Source organism: Pseudoxanthomonas sp. SL93, assembly GCF_026625825.1.
Lineage (GTDB): Bacteria > Pseudomonadota > Gammaproteobacteria > Xanthomonadales > Xanthomonadaceae > Pseudoxanthomonas_A.
In genome coordinates, this window is the sequence record NZ_CP113065.1 from 1,239,762 (window position 1) to 1,261,864 (window position 22,103).

Sequence of the window (22,103 nt, forward strand, 5' to 3'; positions counted from 1 at the left end):
GGAGCTGCTTCCTCGCCGTCATGCCGGACATGTCGGCCCGCTCCGTGGACCGACGCCCCCAGGGCCCCGGCGCGGTGGACCCGGCGCTCCCGTCGCGCGCGGACGGCCGCTCCGGCCGGGACATCGCGTCCGGAAGCGCCGCCCGGCCGCGCTCCCGGCGCCGGGACGGACGCGCAACCGGCCGATTCCGTACACTGGCCGTACTCCACACCGTAGATGCCCATGGCCAAGCCCAACTATTCGTTCGAAAAGCGCCAGCGCGAGCTGGCCAAGAAGAAGAAGAAAGACGAGAAGGACGCGCAGAAGCGCGCCGAGCGGGAAGCGGCCAAGGCCGCCGAGGCACCGCCGGCCCCCGCCGAGCCGGAATGAACGACCCGGCCCCCGCGCCCTCCCAGGTCTGGGTGGACGCCGATGCCTGCCCGGGGCCGGTGAAGGACATCCTGTTCCGGGCGGCGGAACGGGCGCAGGTGCAGGTGACTCTGGTCGCCAACCAGTGGCTGCGCACGCCGCCCTCGCGCTTCATTCGGGCCCTGCAGGTCCAGGGCGGCTACGACGTCGCCGACGATGCCATCGCCGCACGTGCCCGCCCCGGCGACCTGGTGGTGACGCAGGACATCCCGCTGGCCGCCCGCGTGCTGGCCAACGGCGCACAGGCCGTCGATCCGCGCGGCGAGCGCTACACCCCCGACACCATCAACGAACGCCTGTCGATGCGGAACTTCATGGACGAGCTGCGTGGCGCCGGCGTGCAGACCGGTGGCCCGGCGCAGTTCAGCGCCCGCGACCGCCAGGCCTTCGCCAACCAGCTGGACCGCTGGCTGGCGTCACGGCGCTGAGCATGTCCGATCTCGAATTCCGCCCGCTGTTCCACCTGCTGCTGCATTTCATCGTGCCGCTGGCGGTGGCGCGGCTGTTCTGGCCGACGCACTGGAAGCGCGCCGCGCTGTGGATGCTGGCGGCGTGGGTGATCGACCTGGACCACCTGCTCGCTGATCCCGTCTACGCACCGGGCCGCTGCAGCATCGGCTTCCACCCCTTGCACACGTGGCCCGCGATCATGGTGTACGGCGCGCTGGCGATGCCGAAGAAGACGCGCTGGTTCGGCATCGGCCTGCTCATCCACGTGGCGCTGGACGGCATCGATTGCCTGCTGATGGCGCACTAGCGCCACCGCCCGTCGCTATCCGTGTTTACCTGCACGCGGATCTGTCCGCCACGCCGGTGCCGATGCGTTGAGCCAGTGAACAGGACGCACATCGCCGACTTCCCGAAAGGAGCACAGCATGGCCATCGGCAGGAACAACCTCGCGCTGCCCGACTTCCACAAGGCGGTCCTCAAACACAAGGACGCGGCACGTGCGTTGTGTTTCGGCGACTCGTGGTTCCAGTATCCGCCGCACCCCACCGATCTGAACAAGCAGCTGGCCCGGATGTTCAGGAACACCCTGTTCCTGCGCGAAGGCGTCGCGGGCCGCGACAGCGCCATGTGGAAGCGCGCCCTGCCGCGCATCCAGCGTGCGATCGGCACGTACCGCTTCGACGCCATCCTGCTGTCCACCGGCGGCAACGACATCGTCGGCAGCGAGCTTTCCGAATTCATCAAGACCGCCAACCAGCCGCAGTCGCCGGGCGACTTCCCGTGGGGCGAGATCCCGGGCGTGGTGTTCGACCACATCCGGCTGGAAACCTTCGGCCTGGCGCTGCGCTACGCCATCGACGACATCAAGCAGGTCGTGCAGTTCCGCGACCTGTACCAGCCCACCTGCCTGGTCTACGTACACAGCTACGACTACATCTACCCGTCGGGCGTGGGCTACCGGCTGGGCCCGCTGAAGATGGAGCCTTGGGTCAAGCCCTACCTGGACGCCGCCGGCCTGACCGACAAGGCCGGGCAGCGCGTGCTGACCCGCTGGCTGATCGACCAGTTCACCCGTGAGCTGCGGGCCTTCGTGTCGCAGCGCGCCAACCTGGTGCTGGTGGATTCACGCGGCACGCTGACGTCCGAAAGCCAGTGGGAGAACGAGATCCACCCCACCGCCGCGGGCTTCGAGAAGATCGCCCGGACCTGCTGGAAGCCGCGGCTGACCGGCGTGCTGCGGTAACCCGCGGCGCGGCGGATATCTTTCCGCCAGCCCGGAACAGCGCCATCACGGGCGGAATGCGATGTTGGGTGTCGATTTCCCCGGCGCCCGTTCGTCGTGGAAGAAAGGCGGACCTGACGATCCGCACGGAACCCCGGCATGAGAACGCTCATCGCAGCCGCCATGGTCAGTCTCGACGGCATCATCCAGGCCCCCGGCGGACCGGACGAAGACCGCAGTGGCGGCTTCGCGCATGGCGGCTGGGTTTGGCCGTACGCCGACGATGACGAGGCGATGGACGGCCTGTTCGCCGATCCGTTCGCGCTGGTGCTGGGCCGGCGCACCTACGACATCTTCGCCGGCTATTGGCCACACGTGCCCAGCGATGCGCCGCACGGCCACATCGCCGACGCCTTCAATGCGGCCACCAAGCACGTCGCCACGCATCATGCGGATACGCTGGACTGGGCGCACAGCCACGCGCTGGGCGCCGACGTGGTCGCGGCATTGCGCCGACTCAAGCGCGACGACGGTCCGGACCTGGTCACGCAGGGCAGCAGCGACCTGCTGCACCAATTGCTGGCTACCGATCTGGTCGACGAACTGCGGCTGCTGGTCTACCCGGTGCTGCTGGGCCGCGGCAAGCGGCTGTTCGACGATGGCACGCAGGCGTCGGCCTTCCGGCTGATGGCTTCGCGTACGACGCAGGCCGGCGTGCTCGTCGCCCGCTACGTGCGCGATGGCGACGTGCGCACCGGGTCGTTCGCCGCCGGTTGAGGCGCGCCGGGTCCCCCACGTTCACCCCGCTCTTTCCACGAGGCCGGAATCCTCGGCCCACCGCCCCCCCTCTGCTCCCAGGAGACCAGCATGACCCCGAAGAACACCATCTGCCTCTGGTACAACCACGACGCCGAAGAAGCCGCGAACTTCTACGCCAGCACCTTCCCCGACAGCGAAGTGAAAGCCGTGCACCGCGCGCCGGGCGACTATCCCTCGGGCAAGGAAGGCGACGTGCTGACGGTCGAGTTCACCGTGTACGGCATCCCGTGCATCGGGCTGAACGGCGGCGACACCTTCAAGCACAGCGAGGCGTTCTCGTTCCAGATCGCCACCGACGACCAGGAAGAAACCGACCGCCTGTGGAATGCCATCGTCGGCAACGGTGGCCAGGAGAGCGCCTGCGGCTGGTGCAAGGACAAGTGGGGCCTCAACTGGCAGATCACGCCGCGCGTCCTCACCGAGGCCTTCACCAGCGCGGACAAGGCGGTCGCCAAGCGCGCGTTCGCCGCGATGATGGAAATGCGCAAGATCGACATCGCCAAGATCGAGGCCGCGATCCGCGGCTGAGGCACGCTTCGCTCAAAGACCCAGATGGCCATGCAGGGCGCGTCGTACGCGCTCTGCGTAGTCGCGCGAACCGTAGCAGCCGGCGTCGAACACGCCGCCGGCACCGGCGGCCGCGGCCAGCCCGGAGAACATCGGCCGGGGCACGATGACCACCTGCCACGGCGCATCGTCGTGGTCGCTGTCCTCGCTCCGGCGCACCTCGACGGCCGCCACGTTCGTGCGCGTGAGGCGCGTCGTCGTCAACCGGCCCCAGGCGCGGCGCTGGACCAGCACGGTGTGCGGCGGATACGTCCACTCGTCGCCCCACCCCGACAGTCCGGCGCGGATGAACTGCACGCCGACATAGCCCGCACCGCCGACGATGATGGCGAAGACCGGCGAGGCGATGTTCAGCGGCCACAGGCCGCGGCCCAGCTCCCACAGCGGCATGACCACGGCGAACGCGCCGGCGAGCACGCAGCCCACGCGTATCGGCCACGGGAACCCCCGCCGCACCAGCGGCAGGTCGTCGTCGGCGAAAGAGGCGATGTGGTCGGTGGACACGTGGCGATGGTAGCCATAAACCCCGACCGCCGTCTGGCGCCCCGCGCCCATGACCTCTGCGCCATGAAGCCTGCGTGTCGCTCTGTATACTCGATCACGGTTGGCGGGTACCCCTATCCGCCCACGAATCACGGAGCGATGTCATGGGTCTTGTACAGGCGGTGGTGGGTGCGGTCGGTGGCGTGCTGGGCGACCAGTGGAAGGATTTCTACACGGTGCCGCAGGGCCTGCCGGCGACAGCGGCGCTGTTCGCCGCGGTGCCGCAGGGCACCAACGCCGGGCGCGGTTCCAACACTAGCGGCTCGACCAACATCATCACCAACGGCTCGAAGATCGTCGTGCCTGAAGGCTACGGCCTGCTGCTGATGCAGGATGGCGCGATCACCGCCTTCGTCGCCGAGCCGGGCGGCTACGAATGGCGTTCGGACGACATCAACTCGAAATCGATCTTCGCCGGCGACGGCATCGTGTCGACCTTCATCACCCAGAGCTGGGAACGCTTCAAGTTCGGCGGCCAGCCGGGCTCGCAGCAGGCGGCGTTCTTCGTCTCGCTGAAGGAACTGCCGGACAACCGCTTCGGCACCCAGTCCGAGATCTACTGGGACGACGGCTTCCTCAACACGCAGGTCGGCGCCATCACGCGCGGCTCGTACACGCTGAAGATCGTCGACCCCATCCTGTTCGTGAAGAACTTCGTGCCGGCGGCGTACCTGCAGCCGGGCAAGGTGTTCGACTTCACCGACCTGGACAACGCGGCGGCCAGCCAGCTGTTCAACGAAGTGGTCGGCTCGCTGGCACCGGCCTTCAGCCTGTACACGAACGATCCCTCCAAGGGCAACCGCATCACCAAGCTGCAGCAGGATTCGCTGGGCTTCGCGCAGAGCCTGTCGGCGGCCGTCGAGCAGGGCTACCAGTGGAGTTCCAGCCGCGGCCTGGCCATCGTCAAGACCGCCATCGTCTCCATCGAGTACGACGCCAACACGCGCGAACTGCTGAAGACGGTGCAGCGCGCCGATGCGCTGTCAGGCGCGCGCGGCAATTCCAACCTGCAGGCCAGCGTGGCGCAGGGCATCCAGTCCTCCGGCGAGACCGGCGGTGCGGCAGGCCTGGTCGGCGTGGGCATGGCCTCCGGCATGGTCGGCGGTGTCGGCGCGCTGCAACAGCCGGTGGCCCCGGCGGCACCGGCCGCGGAAGATCCGGTCGCCAAGCTGCAGAAAGCCAAGCAGATGCTCGATCTGGGCCTGATCACCCAGGCCGACTACGACGCGCTGAAAGCAAAGGCATTGGGCCTGTAACCGGAACCGCGCGCGCCCCATGTCCATCCCCCACCGTCCGGCGCCCCCGCCGTTGCCGCCGACACCGCCTGCCGGCCCTGGATCGCCGCAGGACGTGCCGCCGTTGCCCGGGAGTTTCCCGGTCGACCCCGCCACCCTGCCCGACGCCATCCGCGAGGAACTGGAGGCGCCCGATCCGGTCGCCATCGACACCGCCTCGGCCGAGCTGAAGGACGGGCAGAACCACTGCCCGAAATGCGGCGCCACCGACATCCGCCACAAGCTGGGCAGTGACGTGCTGGTCTGCCTGTACTGCCGCCACGAGTGGGTCGGCGTGCGGGTCGAGGAAGCCTTCGGCTTCGGCGAAGGCCACGCGGACCTGCGCGGCACCGTCATCGCCTCGGGTGCGCGCGACATCGCCGCCGACGCGGCCAGCGTGATGACGTTCAAGTGCACCGGCTGTGGCGCGGAAGTCACGGTGAACACCGAGAACGCGATGACGGCGCGCTGCCACTGGTGCCGCCACGTGTTCGGCGTGAACGAACAGATCGCCAACGGCGCGGTACCCGATGCGGTGCTGCCCTTCCATATCAAGAAGGACGATGCCATCGCGCGCATCCGCCAGTTCGTGGGCAAGCGGCGGCTGTTCGCGCTGAAGGCGTTCAAGGAGCAGTTCACCCCGGAAAACGTCGTCGGCGTGTACCTGCCCTACATGATCGTGGACGGCAACGCGAGCGCGCAGGTCGCCGGCAAGGGCGAGATCCTGACGCGCACCTACACGCGCGGCACCGACAAGAACAAGAAGACCTACTACGACGCCGACGTGTACCAGGTGGAGCGGCAGGTCGACTTCACCGTGGACGACCTGCCCTTGGAGTCTTCCTCTGAGCGCGGCAACCTGGACAGCCAGGTCAACACGCAGAACATCATCAACACCATCCTGCCGTTCGACACCAAGAACGCGGTGAAGTGGAACGCCTCGTACCTGGCGGGCTTCACCTCGGAGAAGCGCGACACCGACGTGGAGCAGCTGCACCCGCGTCTGGAAGACCAGCTGCTGTCCATCGCCCGCGCGCAGGTCGAGGAATCGGTGCGCCGCTACGACCGCGGCGTGCGCTGGGAACAGGAACGCCTGGACGTGCACGGCACGCGCTGGGTGTCGATGTACCTGCCGGTGTGGCTGTATTCGTACCACCAGCCGGGCAGCAACGGCGGCATGCTGCACTACATCGCCGTCAACGGCCGCACCGGCGAAACGATGGGCAGCGTGCCGGTGCAGCAGTGGAAGCTGCTGCTGGCCGCGCTGACCGTGGGCACTTTCCTGGAGGGCATCGCCCTCTGGATCATCTGGGCAGGGTCATGAGCGACGACAGTGGCATGTGGCTGCTGGCGCTGGGGCCCACCGGGGCCGCCGCGCTGTACTGGGCCATCTACCGGTATTACCGCAACACCGACAAGTCGCACGCGTTCGAGCGCGAGACGGACATCCAGGCCAAGCCAGTGACTGGCTCGGACCGCCAGGTCGACACCGTGACCGGCACCCAGCGCACGCGCATCAACGGCGACAACGTGCAGGCGTACCGCCAGCGCGTGGCGCGGGTGCGCGATGACGATGGCACAACGTAGGGCGGGCTCCAGCCCGCCATCGCACGACAAGGCGGCGGGCCGAGGCCTGCCTGCGCATCACCGCCCGAACAGCTTCCGTGCATTGCCGCTGCGGATCTTGGCTTTCTCTTCGTCGGTCAGGTCCAGCCGGTCCAGGGCCTTGACGGTTTCGCCGAGCCCGATCTGCGGGTAGTCCGAGCCCAGCAGCACGTGGTCGAGGCCGACGTTGCGCAGGGTCCAGAGGAATTCCTCTTCCACCGGCGAATCCGCCACGACCAGCACGGTGGCGGAGATGTCGAAGTAGAGGTTGTCGAAGCCGAAACCGTCGGCGGTGCGGGCCAGCGCGAGGATGTTCCAGAAGCGGAAATTCAGGCCGCCGATGTGGGCCAGGATGAACTTCGTCTTCGGCACGCGCACGACCAGGTTGAACAGTTTCTCGCTGTCCCCCGGCAGGATGTTGGCGTTGTCCATCAGCACGGCCACGCCCAGTTCACCGGCGCGGCGCACCAGCGTTTCCACGCGCGGATCGGCGACGTCGAAGCCCTGCGTGTGGGCATGGATCTTCATGACTTTCACGCCCGCCGCGGCCACGCGGGCCAGTTCGGCCAGGGCGGCGTCGCCGTCGTACGGGTGCACGGTGGCGATGGGCAGCACGTCGGGATTGGCGGCGGCCAGGGCGATGACGCGGTCATTGCCGGCGCGGATCTTCGCCAGGTCGCCCTGCCTGGCCTGGTGTGGGCCACCGAACCACATCACGCCCATGCCGGACAGTTCCAGGCCGGCTTCGCGGACGGTCTCGCGGTATTCCCGCAGGGACGTTTCGCCGTCACGCAGGTGGACGTGCACGTCGAACACGGGGTTGGCGGCGATGGCGGTACCGGCGAACAGGCATGACGACAGGATCAGCGCACGCAGCATGCGTCTTCTCACAGAACAGAGGAGGCGCGATGGTGCCACGTATGCGCCGGCGATGCCCGCCTGCGCGTTCGCGTGAGGGGTGCCGATATCCATCAAAGCCCGCGCCGGATGACGCCGCCGTCATGGAGAAAGCACGCAACCCCACGACCATCCCGACGAGCGGCGGTTGACACATTTCGACGTTTAGCTAACTATCGCACCATGAGCCAGGTCTTCCGCGCCCTTTCCGATCCCACCCGCCGCCAGGTGCTGCAGTTGCTGCGCAAGGGGCCGATGAGTGCGGGCGAATTGAGCGACCAGTTCGACGTGTCCAAGCCGACCATGTCGGCGCATTTCGCGGTGCTGAAAGAAGCCGACCTGGTGCATGCGGAAAAGGTCGGCAAGTCCGTGATCTATCACCTGAAGCTGTCGGTGCTGGAAGACGCACTGCTTGGCTTCGTCCACTCCTTCGGTGCGGGCAGTGCCGCACCGAAGCCAAAGAAAGGGGCTGCGCGATGAACAGAGAAGTGCTTTCCAGTCTGGCGTGGGGCATCGGCATCGTGGTGCTGGCGCTGTGCGCGACCTTCGCCCGTTCGCAGGGCTACATCGACAGCGAGATGGTCGACCGCATCGTGATGGGCGCCATCGGGTTGATGGTGGCGTGGTTCGGCAACCAGATGCCCAAGCGCTTCGTGCCCACTGCGCGGGCGCGGCAGGCCACGCGGGTCGCCGGCTGGTCGATGGCGCTCAGCGGGCTGGCCTATGCGGGCTTCTGGATCGCGGCACCGAAGGATGTCGCCGTGATCGGCGGCTCGCTGGCGGTGCTGCTGGGCATCGCGGTGACGGTGACCTACTGCCTGTCGCTGCGGAACAAGGCGCGGATGTCCGGCGCCTGAGGGAACACAGGTGTGATTCGCTCCCTTCTCCCCGTGCAACGGGGAGAAGGACAGAAGCGCGACTGCCTGCCCTTCCCTTCTCCCCGTGACACGGGGAGAAGGTGCCGAAGGCGGATGAGGGGCGCTTTACCATCCGTGCACGCGAAGCGCGGACGCGCACTGGACTGGCCTCACCACTCCCGATCCCCGGGTGCGCTGCGCTTACCCGGGCTACATGGCGGCATCAACCCGGTATCGCATCATCCCTTCGGCTGATCGATGTTTATGCCATCCCCGCCCTCACCGCGTCCGCCAGCCGCGGATACAGCGGATGGAAACCCAGGTCTTCGCGCAGGCGGCGGCCGTCCATGACGGCGGCGAATGCTTTCGCGCGCTCGGGATCGGTGCCGTCGGGCGGTGGCTGTCCCACCGAGGCGAACAGGGTCGCGAGGTCCGGCGCTTCGTCGTCCGCCACGTTGTAGAGGCGGTGCGCCGGGGACGGCGCTTCCAGCAGGCGGATCACGGCCTGCGCCACGTCCGCGTGGTGGCCAATCGACATGCGCTGCGCGGGCGGGAAGGTGCGCATGAACGGCACCACGTCCTCGATGTGCGGGTCGCCATCGCCGTAGACGAACGGCAGGCGCAGGATGCGCACGTCCAGGCCGTCGATGGCCAGCAGCAGGCGTTCGGCCGCGAGCTTGCTCTGCGGGTAGGCGTCGATCGGCGCGCACGCATCATCCTCGTGCGCGGGCACGCCGCCGTTGGGGCCGTAGACCAGGCCGGTGCTGGTGAAGACGAAGCGCCCCACCCCCGCCGCGCGTGCCGCCTGCGCCAGGTGCTGCGTGCCGTGGTTGTTCACCGCATGCGCTTCTTCCGGCGTGGCGCCGCGGAAGAAGGCGGCGCAATGCACGACGGCCTCAACGCCGTTGACCGCCCCACGCAGCGAGTCCGGCCGCATCAGGTCGCCGGTGATCAGGTGGATGCCGTGGCCCGACAGGTCGGTCGCACGGGCGGGGTCGCGCACCAGGGCACGCACGGTATGTCCGTGCTGCACCAGCCGCTGGGCGAGTCTGCTGCCTACTTTTCCGGTCGCGCCGGTCACGAGTATGTTCATGCGGACCACGATAGGCCGCGCGTGGCCATTCGCATTGGAAAAAACGGCCATCGCCGCGCAGGTTGCGGCGTGGCGGACGCGGCGACCACAATGCCGGCATGCGCCCTGCCGCCGCCCCCGCCCCTGATGCCGTGATGCCCCCCGTGGCCGCGCTGCGCCCGATCGTGGCGATGACGGCGCGTCATTTCGCGGATGACCTGCAGCGGGTGGCGATGCCGCAGGTGGAGGCGCAGCTGGTGGCGCGCTTCGGGCCGTCGTTTCCAGGCGGTGTCGATCTGCATGCGATGGGCCCGCGCACGCAGGTGCACCGCAAGTTCATCCGCGGTGGGCAGCGGGCGGTGCTGGCACGGTTGCAGCCGGGCATGTATCCGGCGACGTTGGGTGTTTCCGCGGCGGAACTGAAAGGCGCGCCGGTGCCGCTGGAGGATCTGTGGGGGCACGCACGGGTGCAGCGCTTGCGGGAGCAGTTGGCGACAGCGCCGGATGCGCCTGCGGCCGGCGTGTGGTTGGCGCGGGCGGTGTCGGAACGGGTGGCGCGAACGGGCGGCGTCGGCGCGATGCCGTCATTCCTGAATGCGGCGCTGGCGCAGTTGCCGGAGTCCAATGTGGGCGCGGTGGCGCGCGCGTTGGGCGTCAGCGAACGCCATCTGCGGCGTGTGCTCCAGGAGGCGTTGGGCCTCGGCCCGAAGACGTATTCGCGGTTGAAGCGGTTCGGCCAGGCGGTGCGGGCGGCGCAGGCCGGCGGTGAGGTCAACTGGTCGGCGATCGCGGCGGATGCGGGGTACTACGACCAGGCACACCTGATCGCGGAGTTCCAGGCGATCGGGGGCAGCACGCCGCGCGGCTTGCTGGCGGAGTTGCAGGAAGGCGCCATCGCGCCGTTGTCGTAACGCGCGCCGCGCGTCAGCGGCACACGAAGAAGCAGCCCAGCATCGACTTGTCCAGGGTCACCTGCAGGGTCTCGCCGTCTTTCCTGATGTGCACGGTCTTGGAAAAGGTGGCCGGCTTCTTGACGTCTTCGAACCACACGGACAGGTGGTCGTTGGAGCCGATGTACTGGTTGCCGGCATACACGTCCGTGCGCCCCACCACCTCGCTGCGCGTGACCGTCTCCTTGTAGGAGAAGTCGGCGATCAGCAGGTATTCGCCGGCCGGCATGTTGGTGAAGCGGAAGCTGCCCTGGTCATCCAGGATGGTTGTGACCATGAAGTGGCGGGCGATGCGCTCGGGGATCGCGTCGGGCATCTTCTGGCTCTGCTTGACCGTCTCGAACCACTGCTTGAACTCGTCGGTCATCCAGATCAGGCCGACGGCTTGGCTGCCCTTGGGCGGGTACTGCTTCCTGGCCAATACGGCGCCCTTGAAGAACGCGGTGCCGGTGATGGTGGACGTGCCCACCGGGCGGATTTCGGCGGTGGCCTCGGCCAGGCTCTTGCCGCCGGTGAAGCGCTTGCCGGCCAGGCAATCGAGCATGGCGCTGCGCGCCTGGTCCAGGCCGTCGTAGGACAGGCCGAACACGTCCACGCCGCCCACCCGCACTTTCATGTTGGTTTCCCTGGGGCGCATGGAGGCCATGGTCTGTTTCAGGTCGCCGACCGGCACCATCAGGAAACCGCCCGCGCCGCCGGCGCCGGGCATCAGTGCGCCGCGCATCGTGGCCGGCGGCAGGGATTCCTGCTGCACTTCGATGCTGACTTCCTGTGCGGACGGGGGCGTGGCGATGCGCGGGCCGTGCATGAGGATGGCGGCGGTGCTGGACTTGGCGCTGGGGCCAACCAGCGCCATCTCGGCACGCTCTTTTTTTGCGGAGGTGAAGCGGGCCACGCAGCCTTTACCGGGCGATCCCTCGGGCTGTTGCAGGAACCAGGCGCCATCGGCGTTGCGGGTGATCAGGCGGCCTTCGTCTTCCGTGCCGGGGGTGGCGGACTTTGCGGTGAAGCTGCCGGTGGCGGCCAGCAGTACGAGCAGCGCGGGGGTCAGGAAGCGAGGCGTCATCAAGGTCATTCCATGTCCAGGTCGGCAAAATTGTGACAATTTTCCGCGGGGTTAACGAGGGGTGTTGATCGCCTTGCGGATGTGAGGAAGGGGCTTGAACACCCTGCCCGGCTCCCGGGTTTGATCCTTTCAGGTGGAACGTTGGATGTTTTTCGCTCTCGCGTGGATGTTTTTCGGTGTCGCGAGACTCTTTTTGGGTGTCGCGAGGACCTAAATGAGAGAAGAGAGACCCTTTTTTGCTCTCGGTTGGACCTAAATGAGAGAAGAGAGGACCTTTTTCGGTCTCGGTTGGACCTAAATGAGAGAAGAGAGACCCTTTTTCGGTCTCGGTTGGACCTAAATGAGAGAAGAGAGACCCTTTTTTGCTCTCGGTTGGATCTAAATGAGAGAAGAGAGACCCTTCTTCGGTCTCGGTTGGATCTAAATGAGAGAAGAGAGAGATCCTTCGAGCGTGTCGCGACACCCTTCTTGGGGTCGCGCGAGAACCTTAGTTTGAGAAGAGAGGGGCGTGGCAGCGGACCGACCACCGTAGGCGGGCTCAAGCCCGCTTTCCGGGTTGAACGTCTGCGCCGCCCTCGCCGCCCGAAATTCATAGCAACGCAGATCGACGTGCTCGACAGCAACCAGCGGCGACGCGCCAGCAGTTTCGCAGTGGAAAGAAGGTGCCGCTTGGCACCCATACACGTCGGTAATTCGACATGCCGGCAGCACGCCGGAGCCTTCATTGGATCACCGTCGTCGCATGCCGCAAACACACGCCGGACAAATCCGACCCGTGCAAGCCAAAACTGGTGGATCAAGGCCCAACCTACGATAAGTTCACTCACTGCAGCGACCTGGCTATCGCGCTCAGGCGTAGGGCGGCTCAAAGTCCGCCTTACAGATTCCCTTATGAGTTACATCCAAATGGCCTGACCGAGAACATTTCTAACCTTTTTTATCATCGCCTTTCCAACACTCGGGACCTCATCGAGATCTTCGTCGGAGGCATCCACCAAATCACCAACGGTCAGAAAACCGTGAGCTTTTAATGCCTCAATCTTCTGGTCTGTTAAGCCATACGGATACGCTTGGGATTTCTTCAGCCGATCAAGCCCTTCGAAGAATATTGCCAATTCTTCTACATCAGGGGTGGCTGGAACTGAAATCTCTGAAAGTTTTGATCCCTTACTGAACTGAACAGCCTCGACACGTCCGTCAAGCATCCAACTCTCAAAGAGCCTCCTTGTTAGACGAGGCTTCACCGATGACTCCAGAAGGCTGCATAGATTCAGAGCATACCTGGCTCCACGCCCGCCACTTTTCAATGCGCGAGAAGCCTCTCGCCTAGAAACGAATCCAGCATACTCGAGTATCTGAAGGGGCTTGGCGAGACGCTCATCCACATCCCGATGAATGAGGGCATCACGCGGACTGTCGAACTTCTGCCCACACTCGACAAAAATTAGCTCAGCAACATCTCGAGCTATATCGACCATTGGCGTATACATGCCGAGCTTAGGCCTAATCTCATCAAGTAATGGCCAGTAATAGTTGCCAGCTAACTCGATCAGAGTTTCGCCAAGCTCAGTAAGACCAATACTCCTCCCATCGGAGCAGCGCTGCTGCAAAGCATTACAGGCAAAGATGAAGCCACGCATGTTGCCAAGGCAAGCTTGGGCCAAGAATGAGGCCACGTTCAATTTATCAAGAGATGAGCTAAATCTCTTGTCCCCAAATTCATCTCCATAACGCGCTTCTAGCACCTCAAGAAATGATTCTGCAAAATCTGGAATCTCCTCACTACGCAAAAGATCAATAACGGTAGCGTCGTTATATACGTCAAACCTAACACCAAATCTCGTTACTCCCGGATAGATTGACGCCTTGCAAGAAACAGAGCTACTGGAAAACATTCGATAGATATCGAAAAACTCTTCGAGACTTGCCTCTCGACCGAGATGTGCCGCGTCATCAAAGTAGAGAACAATGCGCTTACCTAATTTCGCCGCCAATGCCATCAGAGCGGCCTGAACACTCTCGACATCAGGCGTCGGATCAAAATCTTTAGCGCGAATCCCGAGCGCCCGCTTGACTTCCCTAACCACAATCTCACAAAGGATGCGCCCGTACTTTTCACCTGTACTTTTCAAGAGGGGAGCATGCCGCAAGCTCATGTAGATACCGACAGCCGAAGAACTTGGATCAGCCGGATCCAACTGGCGAGAAGCCGCGATCATTAGCGCACTCTTACCGCTCCCTCTCCCGCCCCGGAGAAGGACGGGCCCATGAGCAAGAAGGCTGGAGATTATTCTCCGATCACTTTTCGACGTAAACCGATGCAACTCCTCGAAGTGCGCAGGCTCGCAATCTTCCGCCGCAAGAACCAAGCGGCCGCTCAACTCATCCGTCATGTCAGACCTCATAGCCCTCTAGGGCAAGAATTGCATCGAGCGCCGATTCAACATCAAGTCGATAAGGAATATGCGCCAACATATTCGCCAATACACCAAACTCCGAAAGAGTTTGGATCACTCTCGACAACATTTGCCGAGATGTCTCCCTATCATATGTACTGGTAACAGGCACGACGTACTCGTGATGTATTGCCTTTGAGCTTTCCGAAAACATTGACGACAGCGCGCTTCTGCGGGTACCAATGAATGCATCCTCTCCTAACCCTTGGAGACTAGCTAGCCAAGCCCCTTTACCAGCCACTGAAACATCACAGAGCCTCTTTAACGCTGGTTTCCAGTACAGCGCGGCGTAATAGTCTCCAATAAGCGCCCGCGTCATTTCCTTGGGATTTGCCCCCTCATGCCATAGGGAGTTGACCTTGTCAGCTACCACGTCACCCTGCCAACGAATTGCGGTTTTCCATACGCGGTCTGGAGCGTACGCAGGCATCTCTTGTACGCGCTTAACGAAAAGGAGCCGCGTTGGATCCAATCTGCAAATAAGTGCGGTAACCCCCAGTTCGAGAACTGTCCTCGCAGTGAAAGGTGCGAACTTCGCGACTCTTCCCTTACTTTGCCTCATGATCCACGGGATATCATCCACATGAGATGTCAGTGCTGATCTTAAATAGCTCAGCACTTCCGCAACCTCGCACCCATTATCGGAAGACTCCTCTGGCCTCCCGCAAAGAAGTAGACACAACTGCTCAGATATCGCCATGCACCATCCCCGACCGATAGTCTTCCATTAGCTGCGCGCCGACCAGTACTCGCAGAAGATACGACAGTAGCCGTCGACCGTGCACTTCTTCCCAGAAAATCCCAACTTCAGAGCGCCGGGTTTTTTTGGGGGGGTAGCAGTGCACCTATACTTCAACTGAAGAATTCAATGTAGCTGCCCCATGAAGTCTCCCACCCCCGCCGCCCTCATCCCCACATGAGCGACGCGCCAAGCCGCCGGCGCGCGGCGTTGCCTGGCCCGCTGGACAGGGAAGACGTCTTCATCAGACAGAGGGACCGCCGGATCGCCGCCCTGGCGAGCCTGCTGGTGCACGTGCTGTTCGTGATGGCGTTGCTGTATTCCTCGAAGATCACCCTGTCCGACCCCGAGGGCGGCAGCACCGGCGGCGCCCGGGTCAAAGTGGACTTCATCGGCGAGACCGACCAGGACGACCAGCGCACCCCCGTGCCCCCCACCGGCGTCAAAGCCCCCAACGAACGCCCCCGCCCCCTCAAACCCCTTGTGACCACCCCGGTCACCTCGCCCGTCGACGCCACCCGAGTGACCGAGGCCGAGAACCCCGTGGCCCCCGACGAAGCCCAGCCCACGCCCACCTCGCCCGAACAGGCCCTCCCCCTGCCACAGACCCGGCCGCCCGCCAGCCAACCCGCCTGGCGCCGCTCCGCCCGCTGGGGCCAACCGCCCGGCATGCTGTCCCGCGAGACCGCCCCCGAGAACACCGGCCCCACCGTCGGCAGCGGCCGCAGTCAGGGCCAGGGCCCGGCCGACGCCGCCACCCCCAGCATGGACGTGGACGGCCACCAGATCTATTACGACCTGCGTAACGAACTGCGCGTGCAGGAATGGCAGGACCGCGGCATGACCGAAGTCTTCTTTCCCCTGCCCGGCCGCCGCGAATACATGGTCTGCCCGCTGGAGATCGTCGCCCGCCGCGGCTCCGGCGGCTGCCGCCTGGTGCAACCCGAAGACCCCGCCATCGCCACCATCGGCGACGCCCGCGACGTGGTCACCGTCGTACGCGTCTACCGCCGCGGCGAACTGGTGTGGCGCGGGCCGGGGGCGTACCGCTGAGGCGGAGCCACTGCATTCCCTTCTCCCCGTTCACGGGGAGAAGGTGCCCGGAGGGCGGATGAGGGGCCGGGCGCGGTGCCTCATCAGGCGCCGAAACACACCCCCTCCGTTCGCCCCTCACCCGCCTTCGGCACCCTCTCCCCGCTGCGCAGGGAGAGGGAACTTCTTCAGGTCCGCGCGACTGGCAGGCAGGCCCTTTCTTTCCCTTCTCCCCGATGCGGGAGGAGGGAACAAAAAACCCGCCTTCCGGCGGGTTTTCCTTTTCCACGACAGCGGCGGACTACATGTTCCGCCGGTACTCGCCACCCACGTCGTACAGCGCGTGGCTGATCTGGCCGAGGCTGTGCGTCTTGACCGCTTCGACCAGGGCGACGAACACGTTGCGGCGTTCGCGCGCGGCGCGCTGCAGGTAGGCCAGGCCGTGGCCGTCGTGCACTTCCGGCGCGGCGTGTTCTTCCAGCGCGGTGGCGTGGCTGTGGTCGGTCTCGCCTTCGGGTGCCAGGGCGTTGCGGCTGGCCTGCCAGGCGCGGACGTTGGCGATCTGCTGGGCCTTCTCTTCTTCCGTCGAACGGATCAGCTCGATCTCGGTGGCGATCTCGCCGCCGTGCTCGCGCGGCAGGAAGGTGTTCACGCCCACCAGCGGCAGGCTGCCGTCGTGCTTCTTGTGCTCGTAGTACAGCGACTCTTCCTGGATCTTGCCGCGCTGGTACATGGTGTCCATGGCGCCGAGCACGCCGCCGCGCTCGCTGATGGCCTCGAATTCCTTGTAGACCGCCTCTTCCACGATGTCCGTCAGCTCGTCGACGACGAAGCTGCCCTGCCAGGGGTTCTCGTTGAAGTTCAGCCCCAGCTCCTTGTTGATGATCATCTGGATGGCCACCGCGCGGCGCACGCTCTCTTCCGTCGGCGTGGTGATCGCCTCGTCATAGGCATTGGTGTGCAGGCTGTTGCAGTTGTCGAACAGCGCGTACAACGCCTGCAGCGTGGTGCGGATGTCGTTGAACTGGATCTCCTGCGCGTGCAGCGACCGGCCGGAGGTCTGGATGTGGTACTTCATCATCTGGCTGCGTTCGTTGGCGCCGTAGCGCTCGCGCATGGCGCGGGCCCAGATGCGGCGGGCGACGCGGCCGATGACGGTGTACTCCGGGTCCATGCCGTTGCTGAAGAAGAACGACAGGTTGGGCGCGAAGTCGTCGATCTTCATGCCGCGGGCCAGGTAGTACTCCACGATGGTGAAGCCGTTGGACAGCGTGAAAGCGAGCTGGCTGATCGGGTTAGCCCCGGCCTCGGCGATGTGGTAACCGCTGATGCTCACCGAATAGAAGTTGCGCACCGCGTTGTCGACGAAGTACTGCTGGATGTCGCCCATCATGCGCAGGGCGAACTCGGTGCTGAAGATGCAGGTGTTCTGCGCCTGGTCTTCCTTCAGGATGTCGGCCTGCACGGTGCCGCGCACCGTGGCCAGCGTCTGCGCCTTTATGCGGGCGTAGGTGTCTTCGTCCACCAGCTGGTCGCCGGTGATGCCCAGCAGGCCCAGGCCAAGCCCGTTGTTGGTCGGCGGCAGCTCGCCGTGGTACTGCGGACGCACGCGCCCCTCGAAGAACGCCTCGATCTTCTGCTGCGCCTCGGCCCAGCGCGCGTCGTCGGCCTTCAGGTATTTCTCCACCTGCTGGTCGATGGCGGTGTTCATGAACATGGCCAGGATGATCGGCGCCGGGCCATTGATGGTCATCGACACCGAGGTGGTGGGCGCGCACAGGTCGAAGCCGGAGTACAGCTTCTTCATGTCGTCCAGCGTGGGGATGTTGACGCCGGAGTTGCCGATCTTGCCGTAGATGTCCGGGCGCGGTGCCGGGTCTTCGCCGTACAGCGTGACGCTGTCGAAGGCGGTGGACAGGCGCGCGGCCGGCTGGCCGACGCTCAGGTAATGGAAGCGGCGGTTGGTGCGTTCGGGCGTGCCCTCGCCGGCGAACATGCGGATGGGGTCCTCGCCGGTGCGGCGGTACGGATACACGCCGCCGGTGTACGGATAGCTGCCGGGCAGGTTTTCCTTCTGCAGGAACGTCAGCTGTTCGCCCCAGCTGCGGTAGCGCGGCGGGGCAATCTTCGGGATCTGCTGGTGGCTGAGCGAGGTGGTGTAGTTGTCGATGCGGATGGTCTTGCCGCGCACCTCGTATTCGTTGACCGGGTCGGTGACGGCCTTGAGCCGCGACGGCCACTCGCGCAGCAGCTTCAGCGCCTCGGACGACAGCGACTGGATGGCGTCGTTGTAGCGCTGGCGGAGGGTGAGCAGGGAGCGGTCGACGGGGTGTGCTTCCGTGGCAGCGACGTGAGTCGCGACTGACGTCGCTCCCACGACCGCATCGGCCGGGTAAAGCTCCAACGCCTTCGGCAACGCCGGATCGTCCAGGTCCTTCAGCGCGTTCCAGTAGTGCTGGGCGCGGCTGGCGGTTTCGGCTTCGGTCTCGATGCGGCGGTTGATGCCGCGGCCCTGCTCGGCGATCTCGGCCAGGTAGCGCACGCGCGCGCCGGGGATCAGCACGGTGGCGCGCGGCTCCTTCAGCGTGGTGTCGAGGTCCGGCGTCCACTTCTCCGCCGGCAGCTGCAGCTTGTCGCGCAGCAGGCGGCACAGGTTGGCGAACATCCAGCTGACGCCAGGGTCGTTGAACTGGCTGGCGATCGTGGGGTACACCGGCACGTCGGCGTCCGGGGTCTGGAACGCCACGCGGTTGCGCTTCCACTGCTTGCGGACGTCGCGCAGGGCGTCCTCGGCGCCGCGCTTGTCGTACTTGTTCAGCACGATGAGCTCGGCGAAGTCGATCATGTCGATCTTTTCCAGCTGGCTGGCCGCGCCGTAGTCGCTGGTCATCACGTACATGGGGAAGTCGACCAGGTCGACGATCTCCGAATCGCTCTGGCCGATGCCGGCGGTCTCGACGATGACCAGGTCGAAGCCGAGCGACTTCAGGAACGCGATGCAGTCCTTCAAGACGGCATTCGTGGCCACGTGCTGGCGACGGGTGGCCATGGAGCGCATGTAGATGCGTTCGCTGCGCAGCGCGTTCATGCGGATGCGGTCGCCCAGCAGCGCGCCACCGGTGCGGCGGCGGGTGGGGTCGACCGAGATCACCGCGATGTGCATCTGCGGGAAGCTGGCCAGGAAGCGGTTCATCAGTTCATCGGTGACCGACGACTTGCCGGCGCCGCCGGTGCCGGTGATGCCGATGACGGGGGTGGCGCGGGCGGGGAACGGCGCATGCGGGCCCTTGGCCCACTGCGCGCGCAGCTTCTCCAGCTCGGACTCGGACAGCACGCCGTCCTCGATGGTGCTGAGCATGCGGCCGATGCCGGCCTCGTCGGTGAGCGCGGGCGCGACCGACGTGTTCCATTCGCGCTGGCCGTCGACCGGGTCGCGCGCATCCTCGGCGCGCTTGACCACGTCCTGGATCATCTCCACCAGGCCCATCTTCATGCCGTCGTTGGGGTGGTAGATGCGCTCCACGCCGTAGGCCTGCAGTTCGGCGATCTCTTCCGGCGTGATGGTGCCGCCGCCGCCACCGAACACGCGCACGTGGCCGGCGCCGCGCTCCTTCAGCATGTCGACCATGTACTTGAAGTACTCGACGTGGCCGCCCTGGTAGCTGGACAGCGCAATGCCGTCGGCGTCTTCCTGCAGGGCGGCGCGCACCACGTCCTCCACGCTGCGGTTGTGGCCCAGGTGGACCACTTCCGCGCCCTCGCCCTGGATCAGCCGACGCATGATGTTGATGGCCGCGTCGTGGCCGTCGAACAGGCTGGCGGCGGTGACGAAGCGCAGCGGCGTGGCGTCTGCCTGGGCTGCGGGGACATTGGAAGCCGGGATGCTCATGCGCGCCCTCACGTGCATGTGGAAAAGACCGCGATTGTACCGTTCCCGGCGTGAGCGGCGCCCATGCGGTAGCGGTCGGTTACGATGCGCGGCATGCCGGAACCCTCTTCCACCCCGTCCCAGGCGCCCGCATCCGATGCGTCGGGCGAGGCCGATCGCCTGTTCCGGCAAGCGGTTGCGCTGGTCGGCGCGCAGCGGCACGAAGAGGCGTTTCCGCTGCACCTGCGTGCGGCGCAAGCCGGCCACGGGCACGCGCAGCTGGAACTGGCGCGCATGCTGCTGCATGGCGTGGGCACGGCGACGGACATTCCTGCGGCACTGCACTGGCTGCATACGGCGGAGCATGGTGGCAGCGCGGTGGCGGGCTACCACCTGGCGCTGCTGGGCTGCGGCGACCACGCGGTGCCGTTCGACGGCCAGGTGGACGCGCGCCTGCTGGCGGCGGTGAATGCGGGATATCCGCCGGCGCTGCTGGCGGCCGCGGTGCATTTCGGCCGGAAGCCGCATGCCGACGACCAGCAGCTGTGCCTGGCGCTGCTGGACCGCGCCGCGCAGGCGGGCAGCGCGGTAGCCGCGCAGCTGCTGGCCGAACGGCTGGCCGCGGGCGAAGGCACCGACGCCGACATGACCGCGGCCGAGGCGTTGTGGAAACAGCTGGACGCGCACGGCGTGGCGCGACTGCCGCGCATTTCCGTGCCCATTCCTGCGGGCACCACCTCCACGCCGCGTGCGCTGGTGCTGCAGGAGCTGTTCTCGCCGCCCGCGCTGAAGACGCTCAGCGACGCACCGCGCGTGGCCATCATCGACCACCTGCTGTCGGCGGACGAATGCCGCCTGCTGATCGCCAGCAGTACGCAGCGGTTGAAGCGCTCGCGTGCGGTGGACCCGCGCACCGGCCTGCCGATGGAAGTGGAACTGCGCACCAGCAGCGATGCCACCTTCGACCCGGTGGTGCAGGACCTGGCGCTGCGGCTGGTGCAGGCACGCATGGCCGCTGCCGCCGGCAGCCGGCTGGTGGATGCCGAACAACTGACCGTGCTGCGCTACCTGCCAGGCGAGGAGTACCGGCCGCATCGCGACTACGTGCCACCGGGCTCGCTGGAACGCGATCACCCGCAGGCGGGCAATCGCGTGCGCACGATCTGCGCCTACCTCAACACGGTGCCGGAAGGCGGCGAGACCGAATTCCCGCACGCCTCGTTGAAGGTGGCGGCGGTGGCGGGCCGCGTGGTGGTGTTCGACAACCTGCACGCGGACGGGCGACCGGACCCGGACAGCCTGCATGCCGGGCTGCCGGTGGTACGCGGCGAGAAATGGCTGGCCACCCTGTGGCTGCGCCAGCGCCGGTACCGGGATTTCTGAGTTTCAGCAGACGCCGAACGGCAGCGCGGCGGTGGACACCACGCGCTGGCCGACGTGTTCGCCCGCGAAGAAGCGCAACGCCGCCTGCATTACTTCGGGAGCGTTGGCGATGCGGTGGTGGCCCAGTCCGGTGGTACTGAGCAGCGTGGCCTGCGGCCAGTAGCGCGCGTAGCGTTCGCCTTCCGCCCAGGGCACTTCGGCATCTTCGATGTCGTGCACCACCAACGCGGGACGCGCGATGTGCGGCGAGGTGGCCTGGGCCTGGAAATCCGCGACCGACTGCGCGGTCATCGCTTCGTAGTCCTCGAAGATGCGCCGCGTCAGGTGCTGCGCCAGCCCGATGAAGCCGCCGAACCGCTGCGCGGCCGCGAACGGATCGGCCGCCGGCGCCAGCAGCAGCACGCGTTCCGCCTGCATGCCCCGGCTGAGCGCGACCGCCACGGCCGCACCGCCCAGCGAGTGCCCCACCACCGCCGCCAGCGGCCCGTAATGCGCGGCGATGCACTGCACGCCTTCGGCGAACATCGGCAGCGTGGCGCGATAGCCGCTGCTGCGGCCATGCGCGGGCTGGTCGAACGCGATGACGGCATAGCCCGCGCGTCGCAGCGGTTCCACCCACGGCAGGAAACGCAGGCCGAAGCTGGACCAGCCGTGTGCCAGCAGTATCCGTGGCTGGGTGTCGGGATCGCCCCAGGTGTAGACGGTCAGTTGTTCGCGACCGAACGGCAGCGTGTGCACGTGGGCGCCGCCGGTATCGCTGAGGCGGGCTTTCTCGCGCGCGGCCGACAGCGGCGTACCGAACAGATGGAACGCGCGATGCAACGTGCCGGCCGGCGACAGCCAGCTGCCCAGGCGGAAACGGGTCCGCAGCAGGGCAAGCTTCATGTTTTTGCG

Annotated in this window: 22 protein-coding genes; 15 read left to right on the top strand and 7 right to left on the bottom strand. The window is 66.0% G+C overall.

What is annotated here, in order from left to right; translation table 11 throughout:
* The first annotated feature begins 222 nt into the window (after positions 1–222).
* The 6 genes from OVA13_RS05735 to OVA13_RS05760 all read left to right on the top strand — a co-directional run bounded on the left by OVA13_RS05735 (position 223) and on the right by OVA13_RS05760 (position 3,428).
* The gene (locus OVA13_RS05735) at positions 223–369 is read left to right on the top strand and encodes a hypothetical protein (RefSeq protein ID WP_267792833.1); all 147 of its coding nucleotides are present in this window, start codon (positions 223–225) and stop codon (positions 367–369) included.
* Positions 366–836, top strand: a complete 471-nt coding sequence (locus OVA13_RS05740; protein ID WP_267792834.1) for a YaiI/YqxD family protein — start codon at positions 366–368, stop codon at positions 834–836. The genes OVA13_RS05735 and OVA13_RS05740 overlap by 4 nt, the downstream gene beginning before the upstream one ends.
* 2 nt (positions 837–838) lie before the next feature.
* Positions 839–1,165 (top strand): DUF6122 family protein, encoded by a 327-nt coding sequence (locus OVA13_RS05745; RefSeq protein WP_267792835.1) that lies wholly within the window; start codon positions 839–841, stop codon positions 1,163–1,165.
* Between the two features lie 118 nt (positions 1,166–1,283).
* A complete protein-coding gene (locus OVA13_RS05750; RefSeq protein ID WP_267792836.1) occupies positions 1,284–2,102 on the top strand; it encodes an SGNH/GDSL hydrolase family protein in 819 nt (272 codons plus the stop codon).
* A 138-nt stretch (positions 2,103–2,240) separates the two neighbouring features.
* Positions 2,241–2,858: a dihydrofolate reductase family protein gene (locus tag OVA13_RS05755; protein ID WP_267792837.1), complete on the top strand. Its 618-nt coding sequence runs from the start codon at positions 2,241–2,243 to the stop codon at positions 2,856–2,858.
* 90 nt (positions 2,859–2,948) lie between these two features.
* A complete protein-coding gene (locus OVA13_RS05760) occupies positions 2,949–3,428 on the top strand; it encodes a VOC family protein (RefSeq protein WP_267792838.1) in 480 nt (159 codons plus the stop codon).
* Positions 3,429–3,440: 12 nt separating this feature from the next.
* Here OVA13_RS05760 and OVA13_RS05765 read toward each other — a convergent pair whose 3' ends face one another.
* Complete coding sequence (locus OVA13_RS05765) at positions 3,441–4,022, bottom strand: hypothetical protein (RefSeq protein WP_267792839.1); 582 nt, start codon at positions 4,020–4,022, stop codon at positions 3,441–3,443.
* Positions 4,023–4,114: 92 nt separating this feature from the next.
* Here OVA13_RS05765 and OVA13_RS05770 point away from each other — a divergent pair, with 92 nt between their 5' ends.
* The 3 genes from OVA13_RS05770 to OVA13_RS05780 are packed head-to-tail and all read left to right on the top strand — an operon-like array spanning position 4,115 to position 6,871.
* Positions 4,115–5,266 (top strand): SPFH domain-containing protein, encoded by a 1,152-nt coding sequence (locus tag OVA13_RS05770; protein WP_267792840.1) that lies wholly within the window; start codon positions 4,115–4,117, stop codon positions 5,264–5,266.
* 19 nt (positions 5,267–5,285) lie between these two features.
* Entirely contained in the window at positions 5,286–6,608 is a 1,323-nt protein-coding gene (locus OVA13_RS05775; protein WP_267792841.1) for a TFIIB-type zinc ribbon-containing protein, read from the top strand.
* Positions 6,605–6,871, top strand: a complete 267-nt coding sequence (locus tag OVA13_RS05780; RefSeq protein WP_267792842.1) for a hypothetical protein — start codon at positions 6,605–6,607, stop codon at positions 6,869–6,871. Before OVA13_RS05775 ends, OVA13_RS05780 begins: the two co-directional genes overlap by 4 nt.
* 57 nt (positions 6,872–6,928) lie before the next feature.
* Here the strand turns inward: OVA13_RS05780 and OVA13_RS05785 are convergent, their stop codons facing one another.
* Positions 6,929–7,768, bottom strand: coding sequence for an amidohydrolase family protein (locus OVA13_RS05785; RefSeq protein ID WP_267792843.1), 840 nt, complete (start codon positions 7,766–7,768; stop codon positions 6,929–6,931).
* Positions 7,769–7,969: 201 nt separating this feature from the next.
* Here OVA13_RS05785 and OVA13_RS05790 point away from each other — a divergent pair, with 201 nt between their 5' ends.
* Complete coding sequence (locus tag OVA13_RS05790; protein ID WP_267792844.1) at positions 7,970–8,266, top strand: autorepressor SdpR family transcription factor; 297 nt, start codon at positions 7,970–7,972, stop codon at positions 8,264–8,266.
* Entirely contained in the window at positions 8,263–8,643 is a 381-nt protein-coding gene (locus tag OVA13_RS05795) for a hypothetical protein (protein WP_267792845.1), read from the top strand. Before OVA13_RS05790 ends, OVA13_RS05795 begins: the two co-directional genes overlap by 4 nt.
* A 262-nt stretch (positions 8,644–8,905) precedes the next feature.
* On the opposite strand, the gene OVA13_RS05800 is transcribed toward OVA13_RS05795, so the two are convergent.
* The gene (locus OVA13_RS05800; RefSeq protein ID WP_267792846.1) at positions 8,906–9,736 is read right to left on the bottom strand and encodes an NAD-dependent epimerase/dehydratase family protein; all 831 of its coding nucleotides are present in this window, start codon (positions 9,734–9,736) and stop codon (positions 8,906–8,908) included.
* A gap of 98 nt (positions 9,737–9,834) precedes the next feature.
* On the opposite strand from OVA13_RS05800, the gene OVA13_RS05805 reads away from it, so the two are divergent.
* Entirely contained in the window at positions 9,835–10,626 is a 792-nt protein-coding gene (locus tag OVA13_RS05805) for a helix-turn-helix domain-containing protein (RefSeq protein ID WP_267792847.1), read from the top strand.
* 13 nt (positions 10,627–10,639) lie between these two features.
* Here the strand turns inward: OVA13_RS05805 and OVA13_RS05810 are convergent, their stop codons facing one another.
* The gene (locus OVA13_RS05810; protein WP_267792848.1) at positions 10,640–11,731 is read right to left on the bottom strand and encodes a carboxypeptidase-like regulatory domain-containing protein; all 1,092 of its coding nucleotides are present in this window, start codon (positions 11,729–11,731) and stop codon (positions 10,640–10,642) included.
* An 896-nt stretch (positions 11,732–12,627) separates the two neighbouring features.
* Entirely contained in the window at positions 12,628–13,950 is a 1,323-nt protein-coding gene (locus tag OVA13_RS05815) for a DNA-directed RNA polymerase subunit alpha C-terminal domain-containing protein (RefSeq protein WP_267792849.1), read from the bottom strand.
* 48 nt (positions 13,951–13,998) lie between these two features.
* Here OVA13_RS05815 and OVA13_RS05820 point away from each other — a divergent pair, with 48 nt between their 5' ends.
* Both OVA13_RS05820 and OVA13_RS05825 read left to right on the top strand, forming a co-directional pair.
* Entirely contained in the window at positions 13,999–14,292 is a 294-nt protein-coding gene (locus tag OVA13_RS05820) for a hypothetical protein (RefSeq protein ID WP_267792850.1), read from the top strand.
* An 811-nt stretch (positions 14,293–15,103) separates the two neighbouring features.
* A complete protein-coding gene (locus OVA13_RS05825; RefSeq protein WP_267792851.1) occupies positions 15,104–15,979 on the top strand; it encodes a type II toxin-antitoxin system RelE/ParE family toxin in 876 nt (291 codons plus the stop codon).
* A gap of 280 nt (positions 15,980–16,259) precedes the next feature.
* Here OVA13_RS05825 and OVA13_RS05830 read toward each other — a convergent pair whose 3' ends face one another.
* Positions 16,260–19,847: a methylmalonyl-CoA mutase family protein gene (locus OVA13_RS05830; protein WP_267792852.1), complete on the bottom strand. Its 3,588-nt coding sequence runs from the start codon at positions 19,845–19,847 to the stop codon at positions 16,260–16,262.
* Between the two features lie 93 nt (positions 19,848–19,940).
* Here OVA13_RS05830 and OVA13_RS05835 point away from each other — a divergent pair, with 93 nt between their 5' ends.
* Positions 19,941–21,209 carry a 2OG-Fe(II) oxygenase gene (locus OVA13_RS05835; protein WP_267792853.1) on the top strand — a complete coding sequence of 423 codons (1,269 nt, stop codon included), beginning with the start codon at positions 19,941–19,943 and terminating at the stop codon, positions 21,207–21,209.
* A 3-nt stretch (positions 21,210–21,212) separates the two neighbouring features.
* Here OVA13_RS05835 and OVA13_RS05840 read toward each other — a convergent pair whose 3' ends face one another.
* On the bottom strand, positions 21,213–22,094 hold the full coding sequence (locus OVA13_RS05840; protein WP_267792854.1) for an alpha/beta hydrolase: 882 nt from the start codon (positions 22,092–22,094) through the stop codon (positions 21,213–21,215).
* Between the last annotated feature and the right edge of the window lie 9 nt (positions 22,095–22,103).

Bases quoted from the DNA above. Each gene is read 5' to 3' on its own strand.
- OVA13_RS05735 (WP_267792833.1), top strand. From the start codon at position 223: ATGGCCAAGCCCAACTATTCGTTCGAAAAGCGCCAGCGCGAGCTGGCC.
- OVA13_RS05740 (WP_267792834.1), top strand. From the start codon at position 366: ATGAACGACCCGGCCCCCGCGCCCTCCCAGGTCTGGGTGGACGCCGAT.
- OVA13_RS05745 (WP_267792835.1), top strand. From the start codon at position 839: ATGTCCGATCTCGAATTCCGCCCGCTGTTCCACCTGCTGCTGCATTTC.
- OVA13_RS05750 (WP_267792836.1), top strand. From the start codon at position 1,284: ATGGCCATCGGCAGGAACAACCTCGCGCTGCCCGACTTCCACAAGGCG.
- OVA13_RS05755 (WP_267792837.1), top strand. From the start codon at position 2,241: ATGAGAACGCTCATCGCAGCCGCCATGGTCAGTCTCGACGGCATCATC.
- OVA13_RS05760 (WP_267792838.1), top strand. From the start codon at position 2,949: ATGACCCCGAAGAACACCATCTGCCTCTGGTACAACCACGACGCCGAA.
- OVA13_RS05765 (WP_267792839.1), bottom strand. From the start codon at position 4,022: ATGGGCGCGGGGCGCCAGACGGCGGTCGGGGTTTATGGCTACCATCGC.
- OVA13_RS05770 (WP_267792840.1), top strand. From the start codon at position 4,115: ATGGGTCTTGTACAGGCGGTGGTGGGTGCGGTCGGTGGCGTGCTGGGC.
- OVA13_RS05775 (WP_267792841.1), top strand. From the start codon at position 5,286: ATGTCCATCCCCCACCGTCCGGCGCCCCCGCCGTTGCCGCCGACACCG.
- OVA13_RS05780 (WP_267792842.1), top strand. From the start codon at position 6,605: ATGAGCGACGACAGTGGCATGTGGCTGCTGGCGCTGGGGCCCACCGGG.
- OVA13_RS05785 (WP_267792843.1), bottom strand. From the start codon at position 7,768: ATGCTGCGTGCGCTGATCCTGTCGTCATGCCTGTTCGCCGGTACCGCC.
- OVA13_RS05790 (WP_267792844.1), top strand. From the start codon at position 7,970: ATGAGCCAGGTCTTCCGCGCCCTTTCCGATCCCACCCGCCGCCAGGTG.
- OVA13_RS05795 (WP_267792845.1), top strand. From the start codon at position 8,263: ATGAACAGAGAAGTGCTTTCCAGTCTGGCGTGGGGCATCGGCATCGTG.
- OVA13_RS05800 (WP_267792846.1), bottom strand. From the start codon at position 9,736: ATGAACATACTCGTGACCGGCGCGACCGGAAAAGTAGGCAGCAGACTC.
- OVA13_RS05805 (WP_267792847.1), top strand. From the start codon at position 9,835: ATGCGCCCTGCCGCCGCCCCCGCCCCTGATGCCGTGATGCCCCCCGTG.
- OVA13_RS05810 (WP_267792848.1), bottom strand. From the start codon at position 11,731: ATGACGCCTCGCTTCCTGACCCCCGCGCTGCTCGTACTGCTGGCCGCC.
- OVA13_RS05815 (WP_267792849.1), bottom strand. From the start codon at position 13,950: ATGATCGCGGCTTCTCGCCAGTTGGATCCGGCTGATCCAAGTTCTTCG.
- OVA13_RS05820 (WP_267792850.1), top strand. From the start codon at position 13,999: ATGAGCAAGAAGGCTGGAGATTATTCTCCGATCACTTTTCGACGTAAA.
- OVA13_RS05825 (WP_267792851.1), top strand. From the start codon at position 15,104: ATGAGCGACGCGCCAAGCCGCCGGCGCGCGGCGTTGCCTGGCCCGCTG.
- OVA13_RS05830 (WP_267792852.1), bottom strand. From the start codon at position 19,847: ATGAGCATCCCGGCTTCCAATGTCCCCGCAGCCCAGGCAGACGCCACG.
- OVA13_RS05835 (WP_267792853.1), top strand. From the start codon at position 19,941: ATGCCGGAACCCTCTTCCACCCCGTCCCAGGCGCCCGCATCCGATGCG.
- OVA13_RS05840 (WP_267792854.1), bottom strand. From the start codon at position 22,094: ATGAAGCTTGCCCTGCTGCGGACCCGTTTCCGCCTGGGCAGCTGGCTG.